Origin of the sequence: Pseudarthrobacter sp. PvP004, assembly GCF_017876035.1 — a bacterium.
In the GTDB taxonomy this organism is placed as follows: domain Bacteria; phylum Actinomycetota; class Actinomycetes; order Actinomycetales; family Micrococcaceae; genus Arthrobacter; species Arthrobacter aurescens_A.
In genome coordinates, this window is sequence record NZ_JAGINL010000001.1 from 882,606 (window position 1) to 899,569 (window position 16,964).

The window sequence follows — 16,964 nt, forward strand, 5'->3', positions numbered from 1 at the left end:
GCATAAAAGACGGGTGCGGTCCCAAGGGACCGCGCCCGTCTTTGCGTTTAGATCACGACGGCGGCTACTTACGGCCGCTGGCCCCGGCGCCTTCAAGCTGGCCTACGACGTCGGCGTCGGACAACTGCTCGAAGCGGTCGTAGAACGCGCCAACTGCATGGAACTTGCCGGGCGTGTGCAATGCCATCACAAAGTCGCAGACCCGGGCCAGCGACGTCGAGGCCTCAAGGGAGGCAACCGGCACTGCGGCGATGACGGTGCTGGCACCGCCGGACCGGACGGCTTCCACGGCTGCCCGCATGGTGGCTCCTGTAGCGAGTCCGTCGTCGGCCAGCACCACTGTCTTTCCGCGGAGATCGTGGCCGATGCCCGGGTAGCGGTTGGCGCGGCGGATCAACTCGGCCCGTTCATGGGCTTCCACGGCGTCCAAGGCTGACTGGGAAATTCCGTGGGCCAGGACGAGCTCCTTCAAGGGCCTGTTAACGATCCGAAGGACATCGCCCTGCGACCACGCCAGGGCCCCGAAAGCGGTCTCGTCACGCCCCGGAATGCCCAGTTTGCGGACCAGCACGGCGCCAAACGGCAGGTACAGTTCCGCGGCCGCGGCTGCGGCTACCGGGACTCCGCCACGGGCCAGGCCCAGGACGATGGTGTCCGGCCGCTCCCTCAGTTGGGGGAGTCCTTCAGCCAGGCGTCGACCGGCTTCCGCACGGTCCTTGAAACGCATGCCCATCTGCTCCACTTCCACGTAATTCGTTGCACTCCCCAGCCTACAGTCCACACCTTGCCCGGTGGCGCCCCCACTGAAAGCATGGCCTTGTGAACAAGCCCATCGGATATTGGATCAAGAGGTTGGACGCCGCATTGGAAATCCAGCTGGACGCCACCCTGGCCCGGATCAAACTCACCCGGCGCCAATGGCACACCTTGGGCACGCTGTCGGAGGGGGCCATGCGGCCTGATCGACTGGAGGACATCCTGCAGCCGCTGTGGGGCGGCGATGCCCGGCTACGCGAACGCGAACTTGCGGCCTTGGTGGGGCGGGGAATGATCACCATGATCGACGACAGGCTGGCGCTGAGCGAACGTGGAAGGGAAAAATACCACGAGGCCCAACGCTTGGTGGAAGATGCGCGTCAGGACTTGTCCATGGGCATAGGCATCGACGAGTACGCGATGGCCCTGAGTGTGTTGGAGCGCATGAGCCTGAACGCCGAGCGGCTGGCCCGCTGACGTCAGTCAGGAGTACCAGCCGCCCGCAAAGCTATCTCCGTTCTATACGCCGGGCTCCTACACGCCGAGGAACCCGACGGCAGCTTCCTTGAACGCCCGGCTTGTTATGACGTTGGTATGGGTGCGTCCCGGGATCACCAAGGTCTCCACCATGCCGCCACGTTTGCCCGCAATGGAGGCCAGCTCCGGCATGGTGGCTGCCCGTTCGTCTTTCTCCCCGGCCACGAGCAACAGTGGCATGTGAGGGGCGGCCTCCGCAGGATCGAAAGGTTCGCCCTTGATGGCCTCGATGAGCGACAACATGGCAAACAGGTTGTTGCTTGGAAGCATTTGCGCCATCTTCAGCAGGCCTGCCGTGGACCCGTCCTCAATGGGTGTGCCGTCGGCCAGATGCCGCTGTGCGGCCACGAGGTCGAAAGCTGCCAACGGGTCCGCCGAGCTCGGCCCGCCCAGAACGATGCGGTGAACGAGGTCCGGCTGGGTGGCGCCGAACTCCCACGCCAGCCTGGAACCGAGCGAGTAGCCAATGACGTCGAGTCCCGTGGACGGGTCGCCGTCGCGCAGGGGCCGCGCCCCGGCGTCGTTGACTATCTGGAGAAGGTCAGCACGAATGCGGCTGGGCGTGTACGAATCCAAATCCTCAGGGGAGTGGCTCCGGCCATGACCAGGCAGGTCCACGGTGATGACCCGGCGGCCTGCGTCCTGAAGGGTGGTGATCCAGCCGCTGTCCACCCAGTTCAGTTTCGTGGAGGAAGAGAAGCCGTGGATAAGCAGGACGGGGCGCAGGCCGGCGTCGGTGGCCGGCTCGTGGACTTCCACGAACAGCCCGGGATCCGTGCCCTCTACCGTGTGCCTGTGCTGTTCCATGGTGTGCCTGCCGGTCATCATGTCAGTCCTCATCGAGTACGGCGCTCAGGCGGACCCGGCGCTTGGGTGCTTCGTCCTTCGGAACAGTGCCCACGATCCCGGCGGTGTCATCCGGGACCTCGAACACGATCAGCGGCTCGCCAACGTTGATTGTGTCACCGGGCGCACCGTGAATACGCACCACTTTACCCGCCTGCGGGCTGGGCAATTCGAGGGCCGACTTAGTGGTCTCCAGCTCCACGATCGCTTGGTTGCGTTCCACCTGCTGACCGGGCTCCACGAGCCAGTCCAGCACGGTTGCCTCAATGAGGCCCTCACCGAGGTCGGGGAGCGGGAAGGAAATTTCAGCCACGGCGGTACTCCAGTACGCGTTGGATCCCAAAGAGGATGCGGTCGATGTTGGGAATGTATTCGTCCTCCAGGTCTCCGGACGGATAGGGCACGTCGAAGCCGGTCACACGTTCCACCGGCGCCTTGAGCGTCGCGAAACAGCTCTGCGTGATGAGTTGGGCGACTTCGGCCCCCAAACCTGAGGTCAGCGGCGCTTCATGGACGACGACGGCGCGGCGCGTCTTGCCAACAGACCTCGCCAAAGCTTCGGCATCGATCGGTTTCAGCCAGCGCAGGTCCAGGACCTCGATGTCAATCCCGTCCTCGGCAGCCAACTCGGCAACCTGCAGGCAGCGGGAGACCATGGCACCCCACGCCACGAGGGTAAGGTGGCGGCCTTCCCTGGCCACGCGGGCGCCGCTGAGACCGGCAGCGTCGTCCGTGCCGTCGTCGTGTGTTGCCAGACCCGGAACTGCGGAGGCGACGTCCACCGGTCCCTTCTGCCAATAGCGGGACTTGGGCTCCATGAAGATGACCGGGTCCGCGCGGGTCGCGGCGTACTTGAGCAGGTGGTAGGCGTCGTGCGGGGTGGACGGTGAGACCACTTTGAGTCCCGGTACGTGGGCAAAGAGCGCCTCTAAGGACTCGCCGTGGTGCTCGGGTGCGCGGATGCCGCCGAAGCTGGGCACACGCAGCGTGATGGGCATGGGCAGGGTGCCTCGGCTGCGGTAGTTCATCCGGGCGATCTGGCAAACGATCTGGTTGATGGCCGGGTAGGCGAAGCCATCGAACTGGACCTCGGGGATGGGATGGAAGCCTGCCATGGCCAGGCCCACGGACATTCCGAGGATGCCGGACTCTGCCAGCGGGGTGTCGAAGACGCGGTCCTCGCCGTGCTTCGCCTGGAGACCGTCGGTGATGCGAAAGACGCCGCCCAGTCGGCCGCAGTCCTCGCCGAAGATGACCGTCTTGGGGTTCTCGGCCAGGATCTCGTCGAGGGCACGGTTGAGTGCTTGCTGCATGGACAGTTGCTGAACGGACCCGGCATCGGTGGCCGTGCTGCTCTCAGTACTGCGCGGATCGGTGATGGTCTCAGACATGTTCGGACTCCTCGCGCCACGCGGTGGCTTGGGATTGAAGGGCGGGCGTTGGTTCCTGGAAAACCAGGCCGAACATTTCGGCGCCGGGGCGGGGGCCCAGGTCTTCGATGCCGGTACGGATGGCTTCCTCTTCTTCTTCGGCCTTCCGCTGCGCTTCGGTGAAGAAGGCCTCGTCTGCAATCCCTTCGGCGAGCAGCCGCTGCTTGAAACGCTCCAGTGGATCCTCTCCGGCGTCCAGCCGTTCTTCATCCAGCGTGCGGTAGCGGCCGGGATCGTCGGCGGTGGAGTGCGGCCCGCGGCGGTAGGTCATGGCTTCGATCACCACGGGTCCGTTGCCGGCGCGGCAGTGCGCGAAAGCGGAACGAGTGGCTTCGAAAACAGCTACGACGTCATTGCCGTCCACCTGCAGGGCCGGGATTCCGTACCCGGCAGCGCGCGCCGCGACGGAGCCGCCGGCAACTTGGCGTTCCGTGGGGACCGAGATGGCCCACCCGTTGTTCTGGATGAAGAAGACGACGGGGGCTTTCATGACTGCGGCGAAGTTCATGGCTTCGTGGACGTCGCCCTGCGAGGAGGCGCCGTCACCGAAGTACGTCATGGCAACGCCCGTTTCACCCGCGGCGTGGCCGGAGAGGGTTTGGCCGTGGGCCCAGCCGACAGCGTGCAGGACAGACCCCGCAACCACGGCCTGAATGGGTGCGAACCTGGACTCCAAAGGGTTGTACATGCCACCGTGCCACGTGGCCTTGTGGGTGGACATGTACCCCACCATGTCCAGGCCCATTGCCCGGGCAACGCCCATCTCACGGTAGGTGGGGAAGACGAAGTCACGGGTCCGGTCAACGGCGTAGCCGCTGCCCACTTGTGCGGCCTCCTGGCCGAGCTCCGGCGCATAGCCCGGGATGATGCCTTGGCGCTGCCAGGCGACAGCAGAGGTGTCCAGGTGCCGGACGGCTGCCATCAGGGTGTACAGCTCACGGAGTTGATGGTGGGTGAGCGGGGCCGAGTCATCATCGACGGCGGCCAGCACAGGATGTGTAGTCATGGCTGTGACCCTAGTCACCCAATGAAGCTGTGCGCAATCAGCTCAGTTCAAATGAAACACTTTGTACAATTTGGGCACACAAAGAAGCCCTGCACGGTACAAACTGTGCAGGGCTTCTTGATGGCAATGAGCAGCTGGTTACTCGACGGATGTGGAGTGTTTGGCAGCCTTGGCCTTGGCGTTGAGGAAGCAGCCGGCGGCGATGACCAGGATCAGGATGAAGGTTCCGATCAGCTGCCCGGCACTTTCCGGGTTGGCGAAGCCCACCACCAGGATGAGGCCCAGCAGGACGAGGCCCACGATGGTGAGGAAGGGGAATCCCTTCATGCGCAGCGGCAGCTCTGTGCCGTCCCGGTCAGCCCTGCGGCGCAGGATGAACTGCGAGACCAGTGCGGTGCCCCACACTACAAGGCACGTGGATCCGACAAGGTTCAGCAGGGCCGGCAGGATCTTCTCCGGGAACAGCAACTCGAGGACCGTGGCGATGAAGCCGAAGGCAACCGAAATTCCGACGGCGGCAACGGGAACCTTTGAGCCGCTGAGGCGGGACAGGAAGCCGGGAGCTTCCCCGCGCTCTGAGAGGGAGAAAATCATGCGGGAGGCGCCGTAGAGGTTGGCGTTGAGGGCGGACAACAGGGCGACGACGGCTACCAAGGTGATGGCCGCTCCGGCGCCGGGGATCCCCGCAAGGTCCAGCACGCCGGCGAACGGGGACTTCAGTCCTTCCGATCCCACGGGAAGAACGGCTGCGATGACAAACACGGAGCCGATGTAGAAGACCAGGATGCGCCAGACCACCGTGCGGATGGCCTTGCCTACGCTGTGGGCAGGGTTCTCGGTTTCGGCAGCAGCAACGCTGACGATCTCGGTTCCACCGAACGCGAAGATCACCACGAACAAGGCGGCGGCGATGCCACCGATGCCGTTGGGGGCAAAGTCGCCGAACGCTGAGAATCCGGGGGAGGGGACGTTTGGCAGCCAACCGAACAGCAGGGCTGCGCCGATCAGCAGGAAGATGACGATTGCGGCCACCTTGAGGATGGCGAACCAGAACTCGAACTCACCGAAGTTGCGGACGCCCACCAGGTTAATTCCCGTGAAGACCACCATGAAGACCAGCGCAAGGACCCATACGGGGATGACGGGCCAGATGGAGAACAGTAGCCCGGCTGCGCCGATGGCTTCGGCGGCAATGACCACCACCAGCTGGAGCCACCACAGCCAGCCGATGGTTCCGCCGGCGGTTTTGCCCATGGCTTTCTCTGCGTACACGGAGAACGCGCCGCTGTTCGGGTTGGCGGCGGCCATCTCGCCGAGGGCCCACATGACCAGGATGATCAGGGTGCCGGCGACGAGGTAGGAAATGAGGACTGCCGGACCGGCCGCCTGAACGCCTGCCCCCGAGCCGAGGAAGAGGCCCGCGCCGATCGCGCTGCCGAGCCCCATCATGGTGAGCTGGCGCGGCTTGAGCGAATGGCCGAGGCCGGATGTTGGCGCAGGAGCCGCGATGGACTTCGTTGTCATACGTGTCTACCTTCTATGGATTACATGCTGGTTTGGCGTGCTGGCCTCATGGGTTTGGCACGCGGGCGTCGACGACGCAGCAAGAGCCGTGGAATAATTCTCGCAGTTTGTAAGATACATCACTTTTTGCTGTAGCGATGTGATGGGTATGGATCCCCGGGGACAGGAACTTTGATGCTGGTCGATGCGCTTGATGCAAAAATTGTACGTTTCTTCACGGATTCACCACGATCTTCGGTGCTGGAGGCCTCCCGCGTGCTCAGGGTTGCCAGGGCCACGGTGCAGTCCCGGATCGATCGCATGATCGAGAACGGGGTCATCGGTTCATGGGTTCCGCAGCCCGATCCGGCCAATTTCGGATTCCCGGTGGTGGCCTTCTGTTCGGTCACCATCACCCAGGAGATCGGCCATGACGCGATCATTGAAAGCCTGAGTGCCATCCCGGAGATTATTGAGGTCCACACAGTCACGGGAAACTCGGACCTTATGGTGAGGATCGCGGCGCGGTCCAACCCGGATATGCAGCGCGTCCTTGATGCCATGATTGCCACCAAGTCCGTGGTCCGCTGCTCGTCGGTCATCGTCCTGAACAGCCACATCCAGGGCCGCACGCTGCCGCTGATGGAAGCGGCTGCGAAGCCAGTGTGACGTAAAGCATTTTGCTACGCGCACATCGAGTCGTACCATTAGTTCTAGTCAACATGACTTTAACTAATGATCCGGTCTGGACCGGACGGCGATGAAGCGAGGTGAACGCCGTGAACACCAACTCAGCGAACGTCGCCGAGAGGCGTCTCGCACCGCCGTCGTTGGCTATTTCAACGGTGATTTTCGCCCTCCGCCCCAGCGAAAAGTCCGGGCGCCCCACCCTGTGGCTGCCGCTGGTCCGCCGCATTCGTGAACCCTACAAAGACATGTGGGCGCTCCCGGGTGGACCGTTGGCCCATGACGAATCCCTGCAGGATGCTGCCTCGCGGAACCTCCGCGAAACCACCGGCCTGGCGCCCCACTACCTCGAGCAGCTCTACGCTTTTGGCGGCCTCCACAGATCGCCCACCCAGAGGGTTGTCTCCATCGTGTACTGGGCACTGGTGCAACCCACTGAAGCTGCCCTTGCTGACGAATCAGAAAACGTGCGCTGGTTCCGGGCGGACCGGCTCGGAGAACTGGCCTTCGATCACAACGCAATCGTGGACTACGCGTTATGGCGGCTCCGCAACAAGATGGCCTACGGGTCCATCGCCTACCACCTGCTGGGAGAGTTCTTCACCCTCGCCCAAGTCCGCGAAGTCTACGAGGCCGTGCTGGACCGCCAGCTCGATCCCGCAAACTTCCGCAGGCACGTCAAGGCAACACCGGAAATCGAAGAAACCGGTGAATACCTCCAAGGCGGAAAACACCGCCCACCCCGCCTCTACCGCTTCACCGGCACGCCCGGCCTCGGGCCAGACAACAGGAGTACACCATGAGCAGCGTCAACACTGCCGTCCAGCTGATCACTCGCGAAGAAGCCGAGAAGGGCCTCTCCCGCGCAGGGTCCACGTGCAGCCCGGCCTTGGCCAGGGGCCCATGGGAGTATGACCTTGCCGAGTCCCTCGCCGGTGAGCCCGCCTATGGCCCGGGCGCCTCAAGTGACGACGTTGCGCCCAAAGCCACGCCGCGCCAAGGCCAGCTTCCGGAAGAGTACAAGAAAGCCACCGACGCCGAACTTGACGTTCGTATCCGGGCCGCCAAAGCGACGCTGGGGGACCGCGCCGTCATCCTGGGCCACTTCTACCAGCGAGACGAAGTCATCCAGTACGCAGACTTCGTAGGCGACTCGTTCCAGCTCGCCAACGCAGCACTGACCAAGCCGGACGCCGAAGCAATCATCTTCTGCGGGGTCCACTTCATGGCCGAGACAGCGGACATCCTCTCCACGCCCCAGCAGGCAGTCATTCTGCCCAACCTCGCCGCCGGTTGCTCCATGGCCGACATGGCAGACGAAGACTCTGTAGAGGAATGCTGGGAGCAGCTGGAAGAAATCTTCGGCACGGAGCCTGACGCGTCCGGCCGGGTACCCGTCATCCCCGTAACATACATGAACTCTTCCGCTGCACTGAAGGCGTTCTGTGGGCGCAACGGTGGAATCGTCTGCACCTCGTCCAACGCCAAAGTGGTCCTGGAATGGGCCTTCGAGCGCGGCCAGCGGGTCCTGTTCTTCCCCGATCAGCACTTGGGTCGCAACACCGCCAAGGCACTGGGCGTCCCGCTGGAACAGATGCCCATGTGGAACCCGCGCAAGGAATTCGGCGGCAACGACGAACATGCGCTGCTGGACTCCCGCGTCATCCTCTGGCACGGCTTCTGCTCAGTCCACAAGCGCTTCAACGTAGGCCAGATCGAAAAAGCCCGGCTGGACTTCCCCGGCGTCAACGTGATCGTCCACCCCGAGTGCCCCATGGAGGTAGTGGACGCCGCCGACTCCGCCGGTTCCACCGACTTCATCAAGAAGGCCATCGCTGCCGCAACCGAGCCCACCACGTTCGCCATCGGAACCGAAATCAACATGGTGAACCGGCTCGCCGCCGAAAACCCGCAGCACACCATCTTCTGCCTCGATCCCGTCATCTGCCCGTGCTCCACCATGTACCGCATCCACCCCGGCTACCTCGCCTGGGTCCTTGAGGAGCTCGTGGAAGGACGCATTGTCAACCGGATCACGGTGGACGACTCCGTGCAGGACAACGCCAAGATTGCGCTGGAGCGCATGCTGGCTGCCAAACCGGCCTAAGCCAGCAGGCACATCACACCGCACTAGCCGAATCGAGCCTCACATGACTGCAGCGAGCGTTGCTCAAGGGCCTGCCCCCAAACGGCTGATCGTCGTCGGAAGCGGAATAGCAGGGCTGTACTCCGCGCTGCTGGCCGCGGAAGCCGGCGCGGAAGTGGTACTGCTGACCAAGGGTGCGCTCGCGGACAGCAACACCTACTACGCCCAAGGTGGGATTTCCGCTGTACTGGACGAGCCGGCCCCCGGTGACACAGTGGCTGCACACATCGCTGACACCCTCAAAGCAGGGGCAGGCCACTGCAACGAAGAAGCAGTACAGGTGTTGTGCACGGAAGCGCGCTTGGACATCGCAGGGCTGGGACGGTTCGGCGTGCAGTTCGACCTCGACGACGACGGCGACCCCGCCTTGGGTCTCGAAGCCGCCCACTCGGCTCCGCGCATCCTGCACGCCGGCGGCGACGCCACCGGTGCCGGGGTGGCGGCCGCACTGATCCGGACAGTCCTGGATTTCCAAGCCGCGGGCAGAATCCACGTCATCGGGCACGCCCAGGTCACCTCGCTCTCGTTGGGCGGACCGCAGGGTGGCCGTGTGGTGGGAGCAAATTTCCTCCATGACGGACGCCACCTCGGCGTCCACGGCGACTCCGTCCTCCTCGCCACGGGCGGGGCCGGGCAGCTTTTTGCCCAAACCACCAACCCGGCGGTTGCCACAGCCGATGGTTTGGCGCTCGCATGGCGTGTTGGAGCCGCGGTTGCAGACCTCGAGTTCTTCCAATTCCACCCGACGTGCATGGTGCTCCCGGCTGAGGCGCGGGAAGCAGAAGGCAACAACGACCCCCTGCTGATCTCCGAGGCGGTGCGGGGCGAAGGTGCCATCCTCCTGGACGCCAACGGGCACCGCTTCATGCCCGCATACCACCCTGACGCGGAACTCGCCCCCCGCGACGTCGTATCCCGCAGCATCGCCCTGCACCTCACAAAGCTCGGCGACCCCAACGGCCACGTGTTCCTGGATGCCACCGTGATTGAGGAAAGCCGAGGAAAAGGCTTCCTCGACAAGCGCTTCCCCACCCTCAGCAAACGAACACGCCAAGCTGGAGTCGACTGGACCAGGGAACTCGTTCCCGTGGCACCCGCCGCCCACTACTGGATGGGTGGCGTGGTGACCGATCTCTACGGCCGGACCTCCGTTCCCGGGCTCTTGGCTGCCGGCGAAGTGGCCTGCACCGGGGTGCAGGGTGCCAACCGCTTGGCGAGCAACTCCCTGCTCGAAGGCCTGGTGTTCGGGCGGAGAGCCGTGGAAGCGTTCCTCTACGGTGACCGCGGCGCCACAGGCCCCTTGGCGCCTGCGCTCGCGCCTCGTACCGGCGATCGCCTCGCTAGCTCGGTGGCCGATACGGGCCCTCACGCGACAACGGCGCTGTCGGGGCCTCCGGCGCCGCTGGAAGAGGACTTGTCGACTAGTCCGGGCGGTTGGGCGTTGGCGTTGGATCCGTTCCCTGCTCCTGTTTCCTGGGAGTTTGAGTCTTTGCCTGGGCCGGGGGCTCGGGAGGTTTCTTTTGCGAAGGCGGGGGTGTTTTCGCGGGGGGCTTTACGGCGATTGATGACTGCGAAGGCCGGGGTTTTGCGGACCGGTGGTCTGCTTCGTGAGGCCGGGACCGGCTTGGCTGCTTGGGCGGAGGACGTTCTGCCTCTGAATATTCCTGATTCCCTCGACGTCCGGGAGCATGAGGATTCCAACCTGCTCCTGGCAGCTCAGTTGCTCGTCCATGCGGCACAGGAGCGGCGGGAGTCTTTGGGAGCGCATTACCGCAGCGACAGCGTGACGGAACCAGCCGCCGTCGACGATTTTGACAAGCGTTACACCATGAGCCGGAAAGCGAGCCTCGTCCATGACTAACCTGACCCTCCCCGCAGCCCCCGTCCGGGAGATCCTGGAACGGGCATTAGCGGAGGACGCACCCAGCGGCGACATCACCTCGCAGCTCCTGATTCCCGCCGAAGCCCGGGCAACAGCCGTGCTGAACGCGCGCGTCCCCGGCGTCTTCAGCGGCGGCACTGTGTTCCGTGACGCCATGAAGCTTGTGGACCCGGACACCGAGGTGGAAATCCTGCTCGCCGACGGTGAAGCCTTCGACGCCGGAACACACCTCGCGCGGGTCAGTGGCAGAGCCCGTTCGGTGCTCCTCGCCGAAAGGGTCGGTTTGAACCTGGTGCAGCGGATGAGCGCCATCGCCACTAAGACGGCGGAGTTTGTCCGGCTTGTGGAAGGGACGCGCGCCCGGATCACGGACACCCGCAAGACCACACCCGGACTTCGTGTCCTGGAGCGCTACGCGGTGCGCTGCGGTGGGGGAGCCAACCACCGCTACAGCCTCTCCGACGCCGTGCTGGCCAAGGACAACCACTTGGCAGTCATGACCGGGGGTGATTCCAGCAAGCTGACCGAGCTGCTGATTGCAGCAAAAGCCCAGCTTGGCCACACCACCCACTTCGAAGTCGAAGTGGACCGGGCCGAGCAGATCGAACCCGTGCTGGCTGCCGGTGTGGACACCATCATGCTGGACAACTTCTCCCTTGAAGAGCTCCGGGCAGGGGTTAAGCAAGTCGACGGGCGCGCCATCGTGGAAGCCAGCGGCAACGTGAACATCAACACCGTCACCGAAATTGCCTCGGCGGGCGTGGACGTTATCTCCGTCGGAGGCCTGACCCACAGCGTGAGCGCGCTCGATCTCGGCCTCGACATCGAACTTAAACCCACACAGAACTGAAGGCGTAACCGCCATGATCTTCCTCGACGCCGCCGCCACCACACCGGTTCGCCGTGAGGCCCTTGAAGCCATGTGGCCGTACCTCAGCGGCGAGTTCGGCAACCCTTCCAGTCATCACAGCCTCGGCGAAGCGGCAGCAGCTGCACTCGCAGAGGCCCGTTCCGGCGTCGCGAAGGTCCTGAACTGCCGTGCCGGGGAGGTGACCTTCACCTCCGGAGGCACGGAAGCGGACAATCTCGCCGTCAAAGGCATCGCGCTGGCCCGGCAGGCGGCAGCCCCCTCGCTGAACCGGATCGTGATCAGCGCCATCGAGCATCCCGCAGTGGAAGAGTCGGCCCGCTACCTTGAGCGAGTGCACGGGTTCGCCGTGGACGTGCTTCCGGTCGATGGAGACGGCATGGTCTCCGTTGAGGCCCTGCGGGCAGTCATAGGGCCCAAAACTGCGATGGTGAGCATCATGTACGCGAACAACGAGATCGGAACGGTCCAGCCCATTGCTGCCTTGGCGGCAGTGGCTCGGGAACACGGCGTCCCCTTCCACACGGACGCGGTGCAAGCTGCCGGATGGCTGACGCTGGACGTTAGAGCACTTGGTGTGGACGCCTTGAGTATTTCCGGACACAAACTTGGTGCGCCCAAAGGGTCCGGTGTTCTGTTCACCAGGGGTCGTCTGCGGGTGGAACCCCTGGTTCACGGTGGGGGCCAGGAAAGGGCAAAGCGCTCGGGGACAGAGAACGTGGCCGGAGCCGTGGCGCTGTCCACAGCGCTCAGGCTGTCCCACGCCGAGCAGCCAGAACAGGCGGCGCGTGTTTCGGAGCTGAGGAATCAGTTCATCGGCAGGATCCTCGCCACCGTACCTGACGCGTTGCTCACGGGTCACCGTAAGCAGCGCCTTCCTTCAGTTGCTTCCTTCTGCTTCCCGGGCACCAGCGGCGAGTCGGTGCTGCTTGAACTTGAGCGGCTCGGCGTGGTGTGTTCCAGTGGCTCGGCTTGCGCGGCAGGATCCGACGCGCCCTCGCCGGTGCTGGTGGCCCTTGGCATAGCGCCCGAAACGGCCCAGACGGCGGTGCGCTTCAGTTTCACCTCAACTATCACCGACGCGGAGCTGGAGCAGGCAGCCGCTGCCGTGGAGACCGCCGTCGGGCGTGTCCGGAACCTGGCGTCCCCGCAGGCCGGCTAGCTACATGTGCCGGGCGCGCCGGAAAATCCAGTGGCGCAGCAGGGTGAACCGGACAGCCGTGGCAAGGAACCCGGCCAGGGTAGTGGTCCACAGCTCCTCGGTGACTGTGGCTTCCGGACGGAAGAGATGCAGTACGCCGAGGCTGCCGCCGGTAATGATCAAGGCTATGACAATGACGATCACCCCGCTCAGGTGATCTTGGGTCCGCTTCTTGCGGCCCGTGATCTTGAACGTCAAACGGCGATTAAGGGCCGTGTTCATCAGAGACGTCACAATGAGGGCCACAGCGTTGGCCAGTTGGGGATCGATCCAAGGACGCAGCAAGGCATAGATCGCCAGCGAACTTGCTGTGCACACCACACCGACCCCCGTGAAACGCAGCAATTGCCGGACAACGGGATACTTGAGCACCCCACGGTGCCGTTTGCGGGGGAGCTTCGGGGAGGGAGACGGGCGCAGCTCAGTGGCGTCCGCGGCTGTCTCCATGCCATTAAGCCTGACACACTACGCTGGCAGTTCCTCCCAGGCGGCGCTGGTGACGGGGTTGTGAAGTTCGCCGATTCCTTCCACCCGGCACACAACGGTGTCTCCGGGCTGGATTCGAGCGCACTCTGCGGGGAACCCTGTGAGCACAAGGTCGCCGGGTTGGAGGGTCATGAAGGAGGTCAGATAGACCATGATCTCGTCCACTTTCCAGCCAAGGTCCGCGGAACTAGCAGTCTGCAGCTCCTTGCCGTTGTGCACGATCCCGATCTCCAGGTTTGAGTCATCCAGGTTGGTGACTATCCACGGACCTGCGGGAGTGAAGGTGTCCTGGCTTTTGGCGCTGATCCAGAGCTCGTCGGTCTTCTGGAGGTCGCGGGCTGAGACGTCGTTGCCGATGGTGTAACCAAGAATTGCCGAGCTCGCCGTTTCAAGGGTCAAGCCTCGTGCGGCACGGCCGACGACGACGGTCAGTTCAGCTTCCGGGTCCACGTAACCGACGGTGGAGCTGAGTTGGATCGCCTCGCCGGGGCCGATGACGCTCGACGCCGCCTTGTGGAAAGCCTGTGGCGGCAAGTCGCGGCCAGGTTGCCCGGTGTTATGGGCCATGCCAAAGACGTTGGCAGGTACTGAAGGGGCCAGGAAGGTGAACGCGTCTTGGCTGACCACATCACCAAGCTCCCAGCCCTCCCTGGCAGGACTGTTGGCGTTGGCCCTCGAGGCCCCGAAAGGGGAGTCCACCACGGTCCACCGGGTCCCTGCGGGCGAATCGAACACCGCGGCGTCGTTGGCCACGAAGAATTGCTCGTCCGGTGCTTTACTGGTGACCGGCAGACCGGTGAACGACTGGCTGGTCATCGAGCGGGGTGGAGCGGGCCGGACGCGGGCGATACGACGGGGAAGGGGCGAAGTCATGATGACATCCTACGTCCTCCCATGCGTTGCGAGGCCTGCTTTACGCCTGAAGACACATTCTTGGCGCGCAGAGCAGGCCTCACAGCGCGTCAGCCACGACGTCAGCTAAGAGGGGCCGATCCGAAGGAAACGCTGAACCGGTCACACCACAGGACTACTGACGTCAGTCCGGCGACATCGGTCCCGGCCGGGATCACGTAGTTGTGATTACCGTGCGTGGCTTTGATCGCGCCAAGATCCACGTAGCGTCCTGAACGGTATTTGAACCAGTCGCCGCCAGCTTCCAAGCTACTCAGCCACACCTTGACGTCGGGGCCGTCGCTGCTTGCCAGGTTCTCCAGGCGGAGCAGATGGCTTCCATCAGGGAGCTTCAGCAACCGGGCAGTGCCGGTGGTCTCATGTTCCTGGGACAGGAAGGCGCCCGATCCGACGACAACGGGTCCGCCAGGCGCCGGCGCTGCAGGAGTGGGGGTGTCAACCGCAGCCTCCCTGACCTCTGGCGACCCAACCTCTGGCGACTTAGCTTCTGGCGACTTAGCTTCCGGCGACGGGGTCGCTGAGTATGGGACAACAGGAAGGGCCTCATTGAGGCTGCTGCTGGTGAAGAGCCGCCACGGCTGGAACAGGGCCGCCCCGATCACTACGGCTGCCAAGACAACCACCCCTGCCACAGCGGTGAGCGTCTTGTGGGCCCGGATCTGTCTCCGGAGTCCGTTCATGCCCCGCAGTTTGTTCATGCTTCAAGGCTAGGCTTCGACGCCGCGCTGTGGGGGCCCCATTGCTTACAGTACGATGACGCGTTATTCCCGTGCCGCGGAGGAAGAACACAGGAGCCAGGCTTAGAATCCGTTCCATGCGTCTGGCGATCATCGGGTTGGCCCTTCTTGTGGCTGGTGGGATTACCGTTGCCACGGGTGTCCTGCCATGGCCGGAAGTGGCGGTCTTGGTTGACCGGGTGGCGCCCATCCTGGGTTTTGTGGTTGCCATGACAGTAGTTACCGAGCTCGTCAGTGAAGCCGGCGCCTTCCAATGGATCGCCCGTCATCTGCGAGGTTGGGGGCGTGGACGCAGTGTCCTGCTGTGGTTGCTTTTGGCGTTGTTTGCCACGCTCAGCACTGTCTTCCTATCGCTGGATACGACGGCGGTGCTCCTCACCCCGGTGGTGGTCACCGTTGCCCGCCAAGCGGGCCTCCCGGTTTTGCCCTTCGCCCTGACCACAGTGTGGCTGGCGAACACCGCCAGCTTGCTGCTTCCCATCTCAAACCTGACCAACCTCTTGGCGCAGCACAACTTGGGCGGAATCAGTCCGGCACAGTTCGCCCAGCTGATGTGGGCGCCGTCGTTGGCCGCCGTCCTGGTCCCGTTGGTGTTCATATCAATAGTCTTTCGCCGCGAATTGGGCAAGGCGTATGCGCGCGATTCCACCCGGCCAGCACAAGGACCTTCGTCGTCAGCAACCACTGACAAGGTCCTGCTGCTGGTCAGTGCCGTGGTGCTGCTGTTGCTGTTGCCGGCGCTGGTATCCGGAGTCCCCATCTGGATCCCCGCCGCTGTAGCTGCGGCCACCCTTGCAGTGGCGTTCGCCGTCCGGAGGCCCAAGGTGCTCACAGTGACCTTGATTCCATGGTCCCTGCTGCTGTTCACCTGCGGCCTTTTCCTGGTGGTTGAGGCAACCCAATACCTTGGAGCGTCCATTCTGCTGGGCCAGGTGGCGGGGCAGGGGAACGGATTCCTTGAACTGCTGAGGTTGGCCATGACGGGCGCCCTGGGCTCCAACATCGTCAACAACCTTCCCGCTTACCTGCTGGTCGAGCCACTGGCAGGAACCCCGCAGAGGATGGCCGCGCTCTTGGTGGGAGTCAACGCGGGTCCCTTGATCACGCCGTGGGCATCACTGGCCACCCTGTTGTGGCACGACAGGCTGGTGCGGATGAACGTGCTGGTCAAGTGGAAGGGATACGCGGTCTTCGGCCTGATCGTGGCGCCCCTGACAATACTCGCGGCCATCGCGGCGCTCGCAGTCTTTGGCCCCGGCGGACTGCTCGGCTAGCCCAGATAAAGCTCTCCCACGGGCACGTCTGCAGCCAGGCGGTTGGCTGGTCCGGCCAACGGGCATGCCCAGGCCTCGTTGTAGGCACACGACGGGTTGTACGCGAAGTTGAAGTCCAACACGAACTCTTGATCAGCGCCCGTTCCGCGCGTCCCATGGAACGAGCCCTTGACCGTGTCCAGCAGGTATCTTCCTGCTCCGTAGCTTCCGCCGTCCTTGCCGGCCGTTGAATCCCGGAAGGGCACAAAGATGCCGCCTCCATAGCTCCGTAACCGCCAGGCCGCCAAGGAGCCGAGCCCGGGCAGCTCAAACGTACCGATCCTGGTGAAGGGCACCACGCCGTCAGTCCCCGTTTCGACGTTCATCTCCTGGCCGGTTCCTTCGGGTGACAAGGCGGCGTATATCCGGAAGGAGGGATCGTAGTCAGCGGTTCGCAGCCCTGAAAATGAGGCTTTCATCTCCGCGGTCAGCGCTGAAGCAGGATGGGTGGCGAACATCAGATCACGTTCTTGGCGCCAGAAAACGTGGGCGTCAAAGGGATTGGTGGCTGCCAGTTGACGCACCTTGTCGTAGAGAGCGAACGTCCGCAGGCGCCAGTCGGCTATATCAACCGCTGACAGGGTGGGAATGTCGTCCTCGAAATAGTCCTTTTGATCGGGAGCCATACCCTCAGCCTAGCCCTGTGCGTGTCGT

At 63.9% G+C, this 16,964-nt stretch carries 18 protein-coding genes; 8 read left to right on the plus strand and 10 right to left on the minus strand.

Translation table 11 applies throughout. The features are described 5' to 3' along the window. Positions 1 to 64: 64 nt before the first annotated feature. The gene (locus tag J3A64_RS04005; protein WP_238324649.1) at positions 65 to 733 is read right to left on the minus strand and encodes a phosphoribosyltransferase; all 669 of its coding nucleotides are present in this window, start codon (positions 731 to 733) and stop codon (positions 65 to 67) included. Between the two features lie 86 nt (positions 734 to 819). Between J3A64_RS04005 and J3A64_RS04010 the strand changes: the two genes are divergently transcribed. After that, complete coding sequence (locus tag J3A64_RS04010) at positions 820 to 1,233, plus strand: MarR family transcriptional regulator (RefSeq protein ID WP_011775205.1); 414 nt, start codon at positions 820 to 822, stop codon at positions 1,231 to 1,233. 57 nt (positions 1,234 to 1,290) lie between these two features. Here the strand turns inward: J3A64_RS04010 and J3A64_RS04015 are convergent, their stop codons facing one another. The 5 genes from J3A64_RS04015 to J3A64_RS04035 form a co-directional block, all read right to left on the minus strand. Beyond that, positions 1,291 to 2,121: an alpha/beta fold hydrolase gene (locus J3A64_RS04015; protein WP_083773641.1), complete on the minus strand. Its 831-nt coding sequence runs from the start codon at positions 2,119 to 2,121 to the stop codon at positions 1,291 to 1,293. 1 nt (position 2,122) lies between these two features. Then, positions 2,123 to 2,452, minus strand: coding sequence for a biotin/lipoyl-containing protein (locus tag J3A64_RS04020; protein ID WP_014922133.1), 330 nt, complete (start codon positions 2,450 to 2,452; stop codon positions 2,123 to 2,125). Beyond that, positions 2,445 to 3,530 carry an alpha-ketoacid dehydrogenase subunit beta gene (locus J3A64_RS04025; RefSeq protein ID WP_210063676.1) on the minus strand — a complete coding sequence of 362 codons (1,086 nt, stop codon included), beginning with the start codon at positions 3,528 to 3,530 and terminating at the stop codon, positions 2,445 to 2,447. Before J3A64_RS04025 ends, J3A64_RS04020 begins: the two co-directional genes overlap by 8 nt. Further along, positions 3,523 to 4,575 carry a thiamine pyrophosphate-dependent enzyme gene (locus tag J3A64_RS04030; protein ID WP_043806163.1) on the minus strand — a complete coding sequence of 351 codons (1,053 nt, stop codon included), beginning with the start codon at positions 4,573 to 4,575 and terminating at the stop codon, positions 3,523 to 3,525. Before J3A64_RS04030 ends, J3A64_RS04025 begins: the two co-directional genes overlap by 8 nt. A 138-nt stretch (positions 4,576 to 4,713) precedes the next feature. Further along, a complete protein-coding gene (locus J3A64_RS04035; protein ID WP_011775200.1) occupies positions 4,714 to 6,099 on the minus strand; it encodes an amino acid permease in 1,386 nt (461 codons plus the stop codon). A gap of 174 nt (positions 6,100 to 6,273) precedes the next feature. On the opposite strand from J3A64_RS04035, the gene J3A64_RS04040 reads away from it, so the two are divergent. The 6 genes from J3A64_RS04040 (at position 6,274) to J3A64_RS04065 (ending at position 12,823) form a co-directional block, all read left to right on the plus strand. After that, positions 6,274 to 6,747, plus strand: a complete 474-nt coding sequence (locus J3A64_RS04040) for an Lrp/AsnC family transcriptional regulator (protein ID WP_014922130.1) — start codon at positions 6,274 to 6,276, stop codon at positions 6,745 to 6,747. 101 nt (positions 6,748 to 6,848) lie between these two features. After that, a complete protein-coding gene (locus J3A64_RS04045; protein WP_011775198.1) occupies positions 6,849 to 7,568 on the plus strand; it encodes an NUDIX domain-containing protein in 720 nt (239 codons plus the stop codon). Next, on the plus strand, positions 7,565 to 8,872 hold the full coding sequence (gene nadA / locus J3A64_RS04050; protein WP_014922129.1) for a quinolinate synthase NadA: 1,308 nt from the start codon (positions 7,565 to 7,567) through the stop codon (positions 8,870 to 8,872). The genes J3A64_RS04045 and nadA overlap by 4 nt, the downstream gene beginning before the upstream one ends. 43 nt (positions 8,873 to 8,915) lie before the next feature. Next, on the plus strand, positions 8,916 to 10,772 hold the full coding sequence (locus tag J3A64_RS04055) for an L-aspartate oxidase (RefSeq protein WP_210063677.1): 1,857 nt from the start codon (positions 8,916 to 8,918) through the stop codon (positions 10,770 to 10,772). Further along, the gene (gene nadC / locus J3A64_RS04060; RefSeq protein WP_014922127.1) at positions 10,765 to 11,643 is read left to right on the plus strand and encodes a carboxylating nicotinate-nucleotide diphosphorylase; all 879 of its coding nucleotides are present in this window, start codon (positions 10,765 to 10,767) and stop codon (positions 11,641 to 11,643) included. Before J3A64_RS04055 ends, nadC begins: the two co-directional genes overlap by 8 nt. A 13-nt stretch (positions 11,644 to 11,656) precedes the next feature. Continuing rightward, positions 11,657 to 12,823, plus strand: a complete 1,167-nt coding sequence (locus tag J3A64_RS04065) for a cysteine desulfurase family protein (RefSeq protein WP_011775194.1) — start codon at positions 11,657 to 11,659, stop codon at positions 12,821 to 12,823. Here the strand turns inward: J3A64_RS04065 and J3A64_RS04070 are convergent, their stop codons facing one another. The 3 genes from J3A64_RS04070 to J3A64_RS04080 all read right to left on the minus strand — a co-directional run bounded on the left by J3A64_RS04070 (position 12,824) and on the right by J3A64_RS04080 (position 14,958). Continuing rightward, positions 12,824 to 13,309, minus strand: a complete 486-nt coding sequence (locus J3A64_RS04070; RefSeq protein ID WP_011775193.1) for a GtrA family protein — start codon at positions 13,307 to 13,309, stop codon at positions 12,824 to 12,826. 18 nt (positions 13,310 to 13,327) lie between these two features. Then, positions 13,328 to 14,221: a fumarylacetoacetate hydrolase family protein gene (locus J3A64_RS04075; protein WP_210063678.1), complete on the minus strand. Its 894-nt coding sequence runs from the start codon at positions 14,219 to 14,221 to the stop codon at positions 13,328 to 13,330. A 101-nt stretch (positions 14,222 to 14,322) separates the two neighbouring features. After that, positions 14,323 to 14,958 carry a DM13 domain-containing protein gene (locus J3A64_RS04080; protein ID WP_011775191.1) on the minus strand — a complete coding sequence of 212 codons (636 nt, stop codon included), beginning with the start codon at positions 14,956 to 14,958 and terminating at the stop codon, positions 14,323 to 14,325. A 116-nt stretch (positions 14,959 to 15,074) separates the two neighbouring features. Between J3A64_RS04080 and J3A64_RS04085 the strand changes: the two genes are divergently transcribed. Next, entirely contained in the window at positions 15,075 to 16,271 is a 1,197-nt protein-coding gene (locus tag J3A64_RS04085) for an SLC13 family permease (RefSeq protein ID WP_210063679.1), read from the plus strand. Here the strand turns inward: J3A64_RS04085 and J3A64_RS04090 are convergent. After that, positions 16,268 to 16,936: a DUF1684 domain-containing protein gene (locus J3A64_RS04090; protein ID WP_011775189.1), complete on the minus strand. Its 669-nt coding sequence runs from the start codon at positions 16,934 to 16,936 to the stop codon at positions 16,268 to 16,270. The genes J3A64_RS04085 and J3A64_RS04090 overlap by 4 nt on opposite strands. Positions 16,937 to 16,964 lie beyond the last annotated feature (28 nt).

What these genes read in the sequence shown, in the direction of transcription:
- J3A64_RS04035 (WP_011775200.1), bottom strand. Translation starts at nt 6,099, where the DNA reads ATGACAACGAAGTCCATCGCGGCTCCTGCGCCAACATCCGGCCTCGGC.
- J3A64_RS04030 (WP_043806163.1), bottom strand. Translation starts at nt 4,575, where the DNA reads ATGACTACACATCCTGTGCTGGCCGCCGTCGATGATGACTCGGCCCCG.
- J3A64_RS04005 (WP_238324649.1), bottom strand. Translation starts at nt 733, where the DNA reads ATGGGCATGCGTTTCAAGGACCGTGCGGAAGCCGGTCGACGCCTGGCT.
- J3A64_RS04055 (WP_210063677.1), top strand. Translation starts at nt 8,916, where the DNA reads ATGACTGCAGCGAGCGTTGCTCAAGGGCCTGCCCCCAAACGGCTGATC.
- J3A64_RS04090 (WP_011775189.1), bottom strand. Translation starts at nt 16,936, where the DNA reads ATGGCTCCCGATCAAAAGGACTATTTCGAGGACGACATTCCCACCCTG.
- J3A64_RS04075 (WP_210063678.1), bottom strand. Translation starts at nt 14,221, where the DNA reads ATGACTTCGCCCCTTCCCCGTCGTATCGCCCGCGTCCGGCCCGCTCCA.
- J3A64_RS04085 (WP_210063679.1), top strand. Translation starts at nt 15,075, where the DNA reads ATGCGTCTGGCGATCATCGGGTTGGCCCTTCTTGTGGCTGGTGGGATT.
- nadC (WP_014922127.1), top strand. Translation starts at nt 10,765, where the DNA reads ATGACTAACCTGACCCTCCCCGCAGCCCCCGTCCGGGAGATCCTGGAA.
- J3A64_RS04040 (WP_014922130.1), top strand. Translation starts at nt 6,274, where the DNA reads ATGCTGGTCGATGCGCTTGATGCAAAAATTGTACGTTTCTTCACGGAT.
- J3A64_RS04025 (WP_210063676.1), bottom strand. Translation starts at nt 3,530, where the DNA reads ATGTCTGAGACCATCACCGATCCGCGCAGTACTGAGAGCAGCACGGCC.
- J3A64_RS04015 (WP_083773641.1), bottom strand. Translation starts at nt 2,121, where the DNA reads ATGATGACCGGCAGGCACACCATGGAACAGCACAGGCACACGGTAGAG.
- J3A64_RS04065 (WP_011775194.1), top strand. Translation starts at nt 11,657, where the DNA reads ATGATCTTCCTCGACGCCGCCGCCACCACACCGGTTCGCCGTGAGGCC.
- J3A64_RS04080 (WP_011775191.1), bottom strand. Translation starts at nt 14,958, where the DNA reads ATGAACAAACTGCGGGGCATGAACGGACTCCGGAGACAGATCCGGGCC.
- nadA (WP_014922129.1), top strand. Translation starts at nt 7,565, where the DNA reads ATGAGCAGCGTCAACACTGCCGTCCAGCTGATCACTCGCGAAGAAGCC.
- J3A64_RS04070 (WP_011775193.1), bottom strand. Translation starts at nt 13,309, where the DNA reads ATGGAGACAGCCGCGGACGCCACTGAGCTGCGCCCGTCTCCCTCCCCG.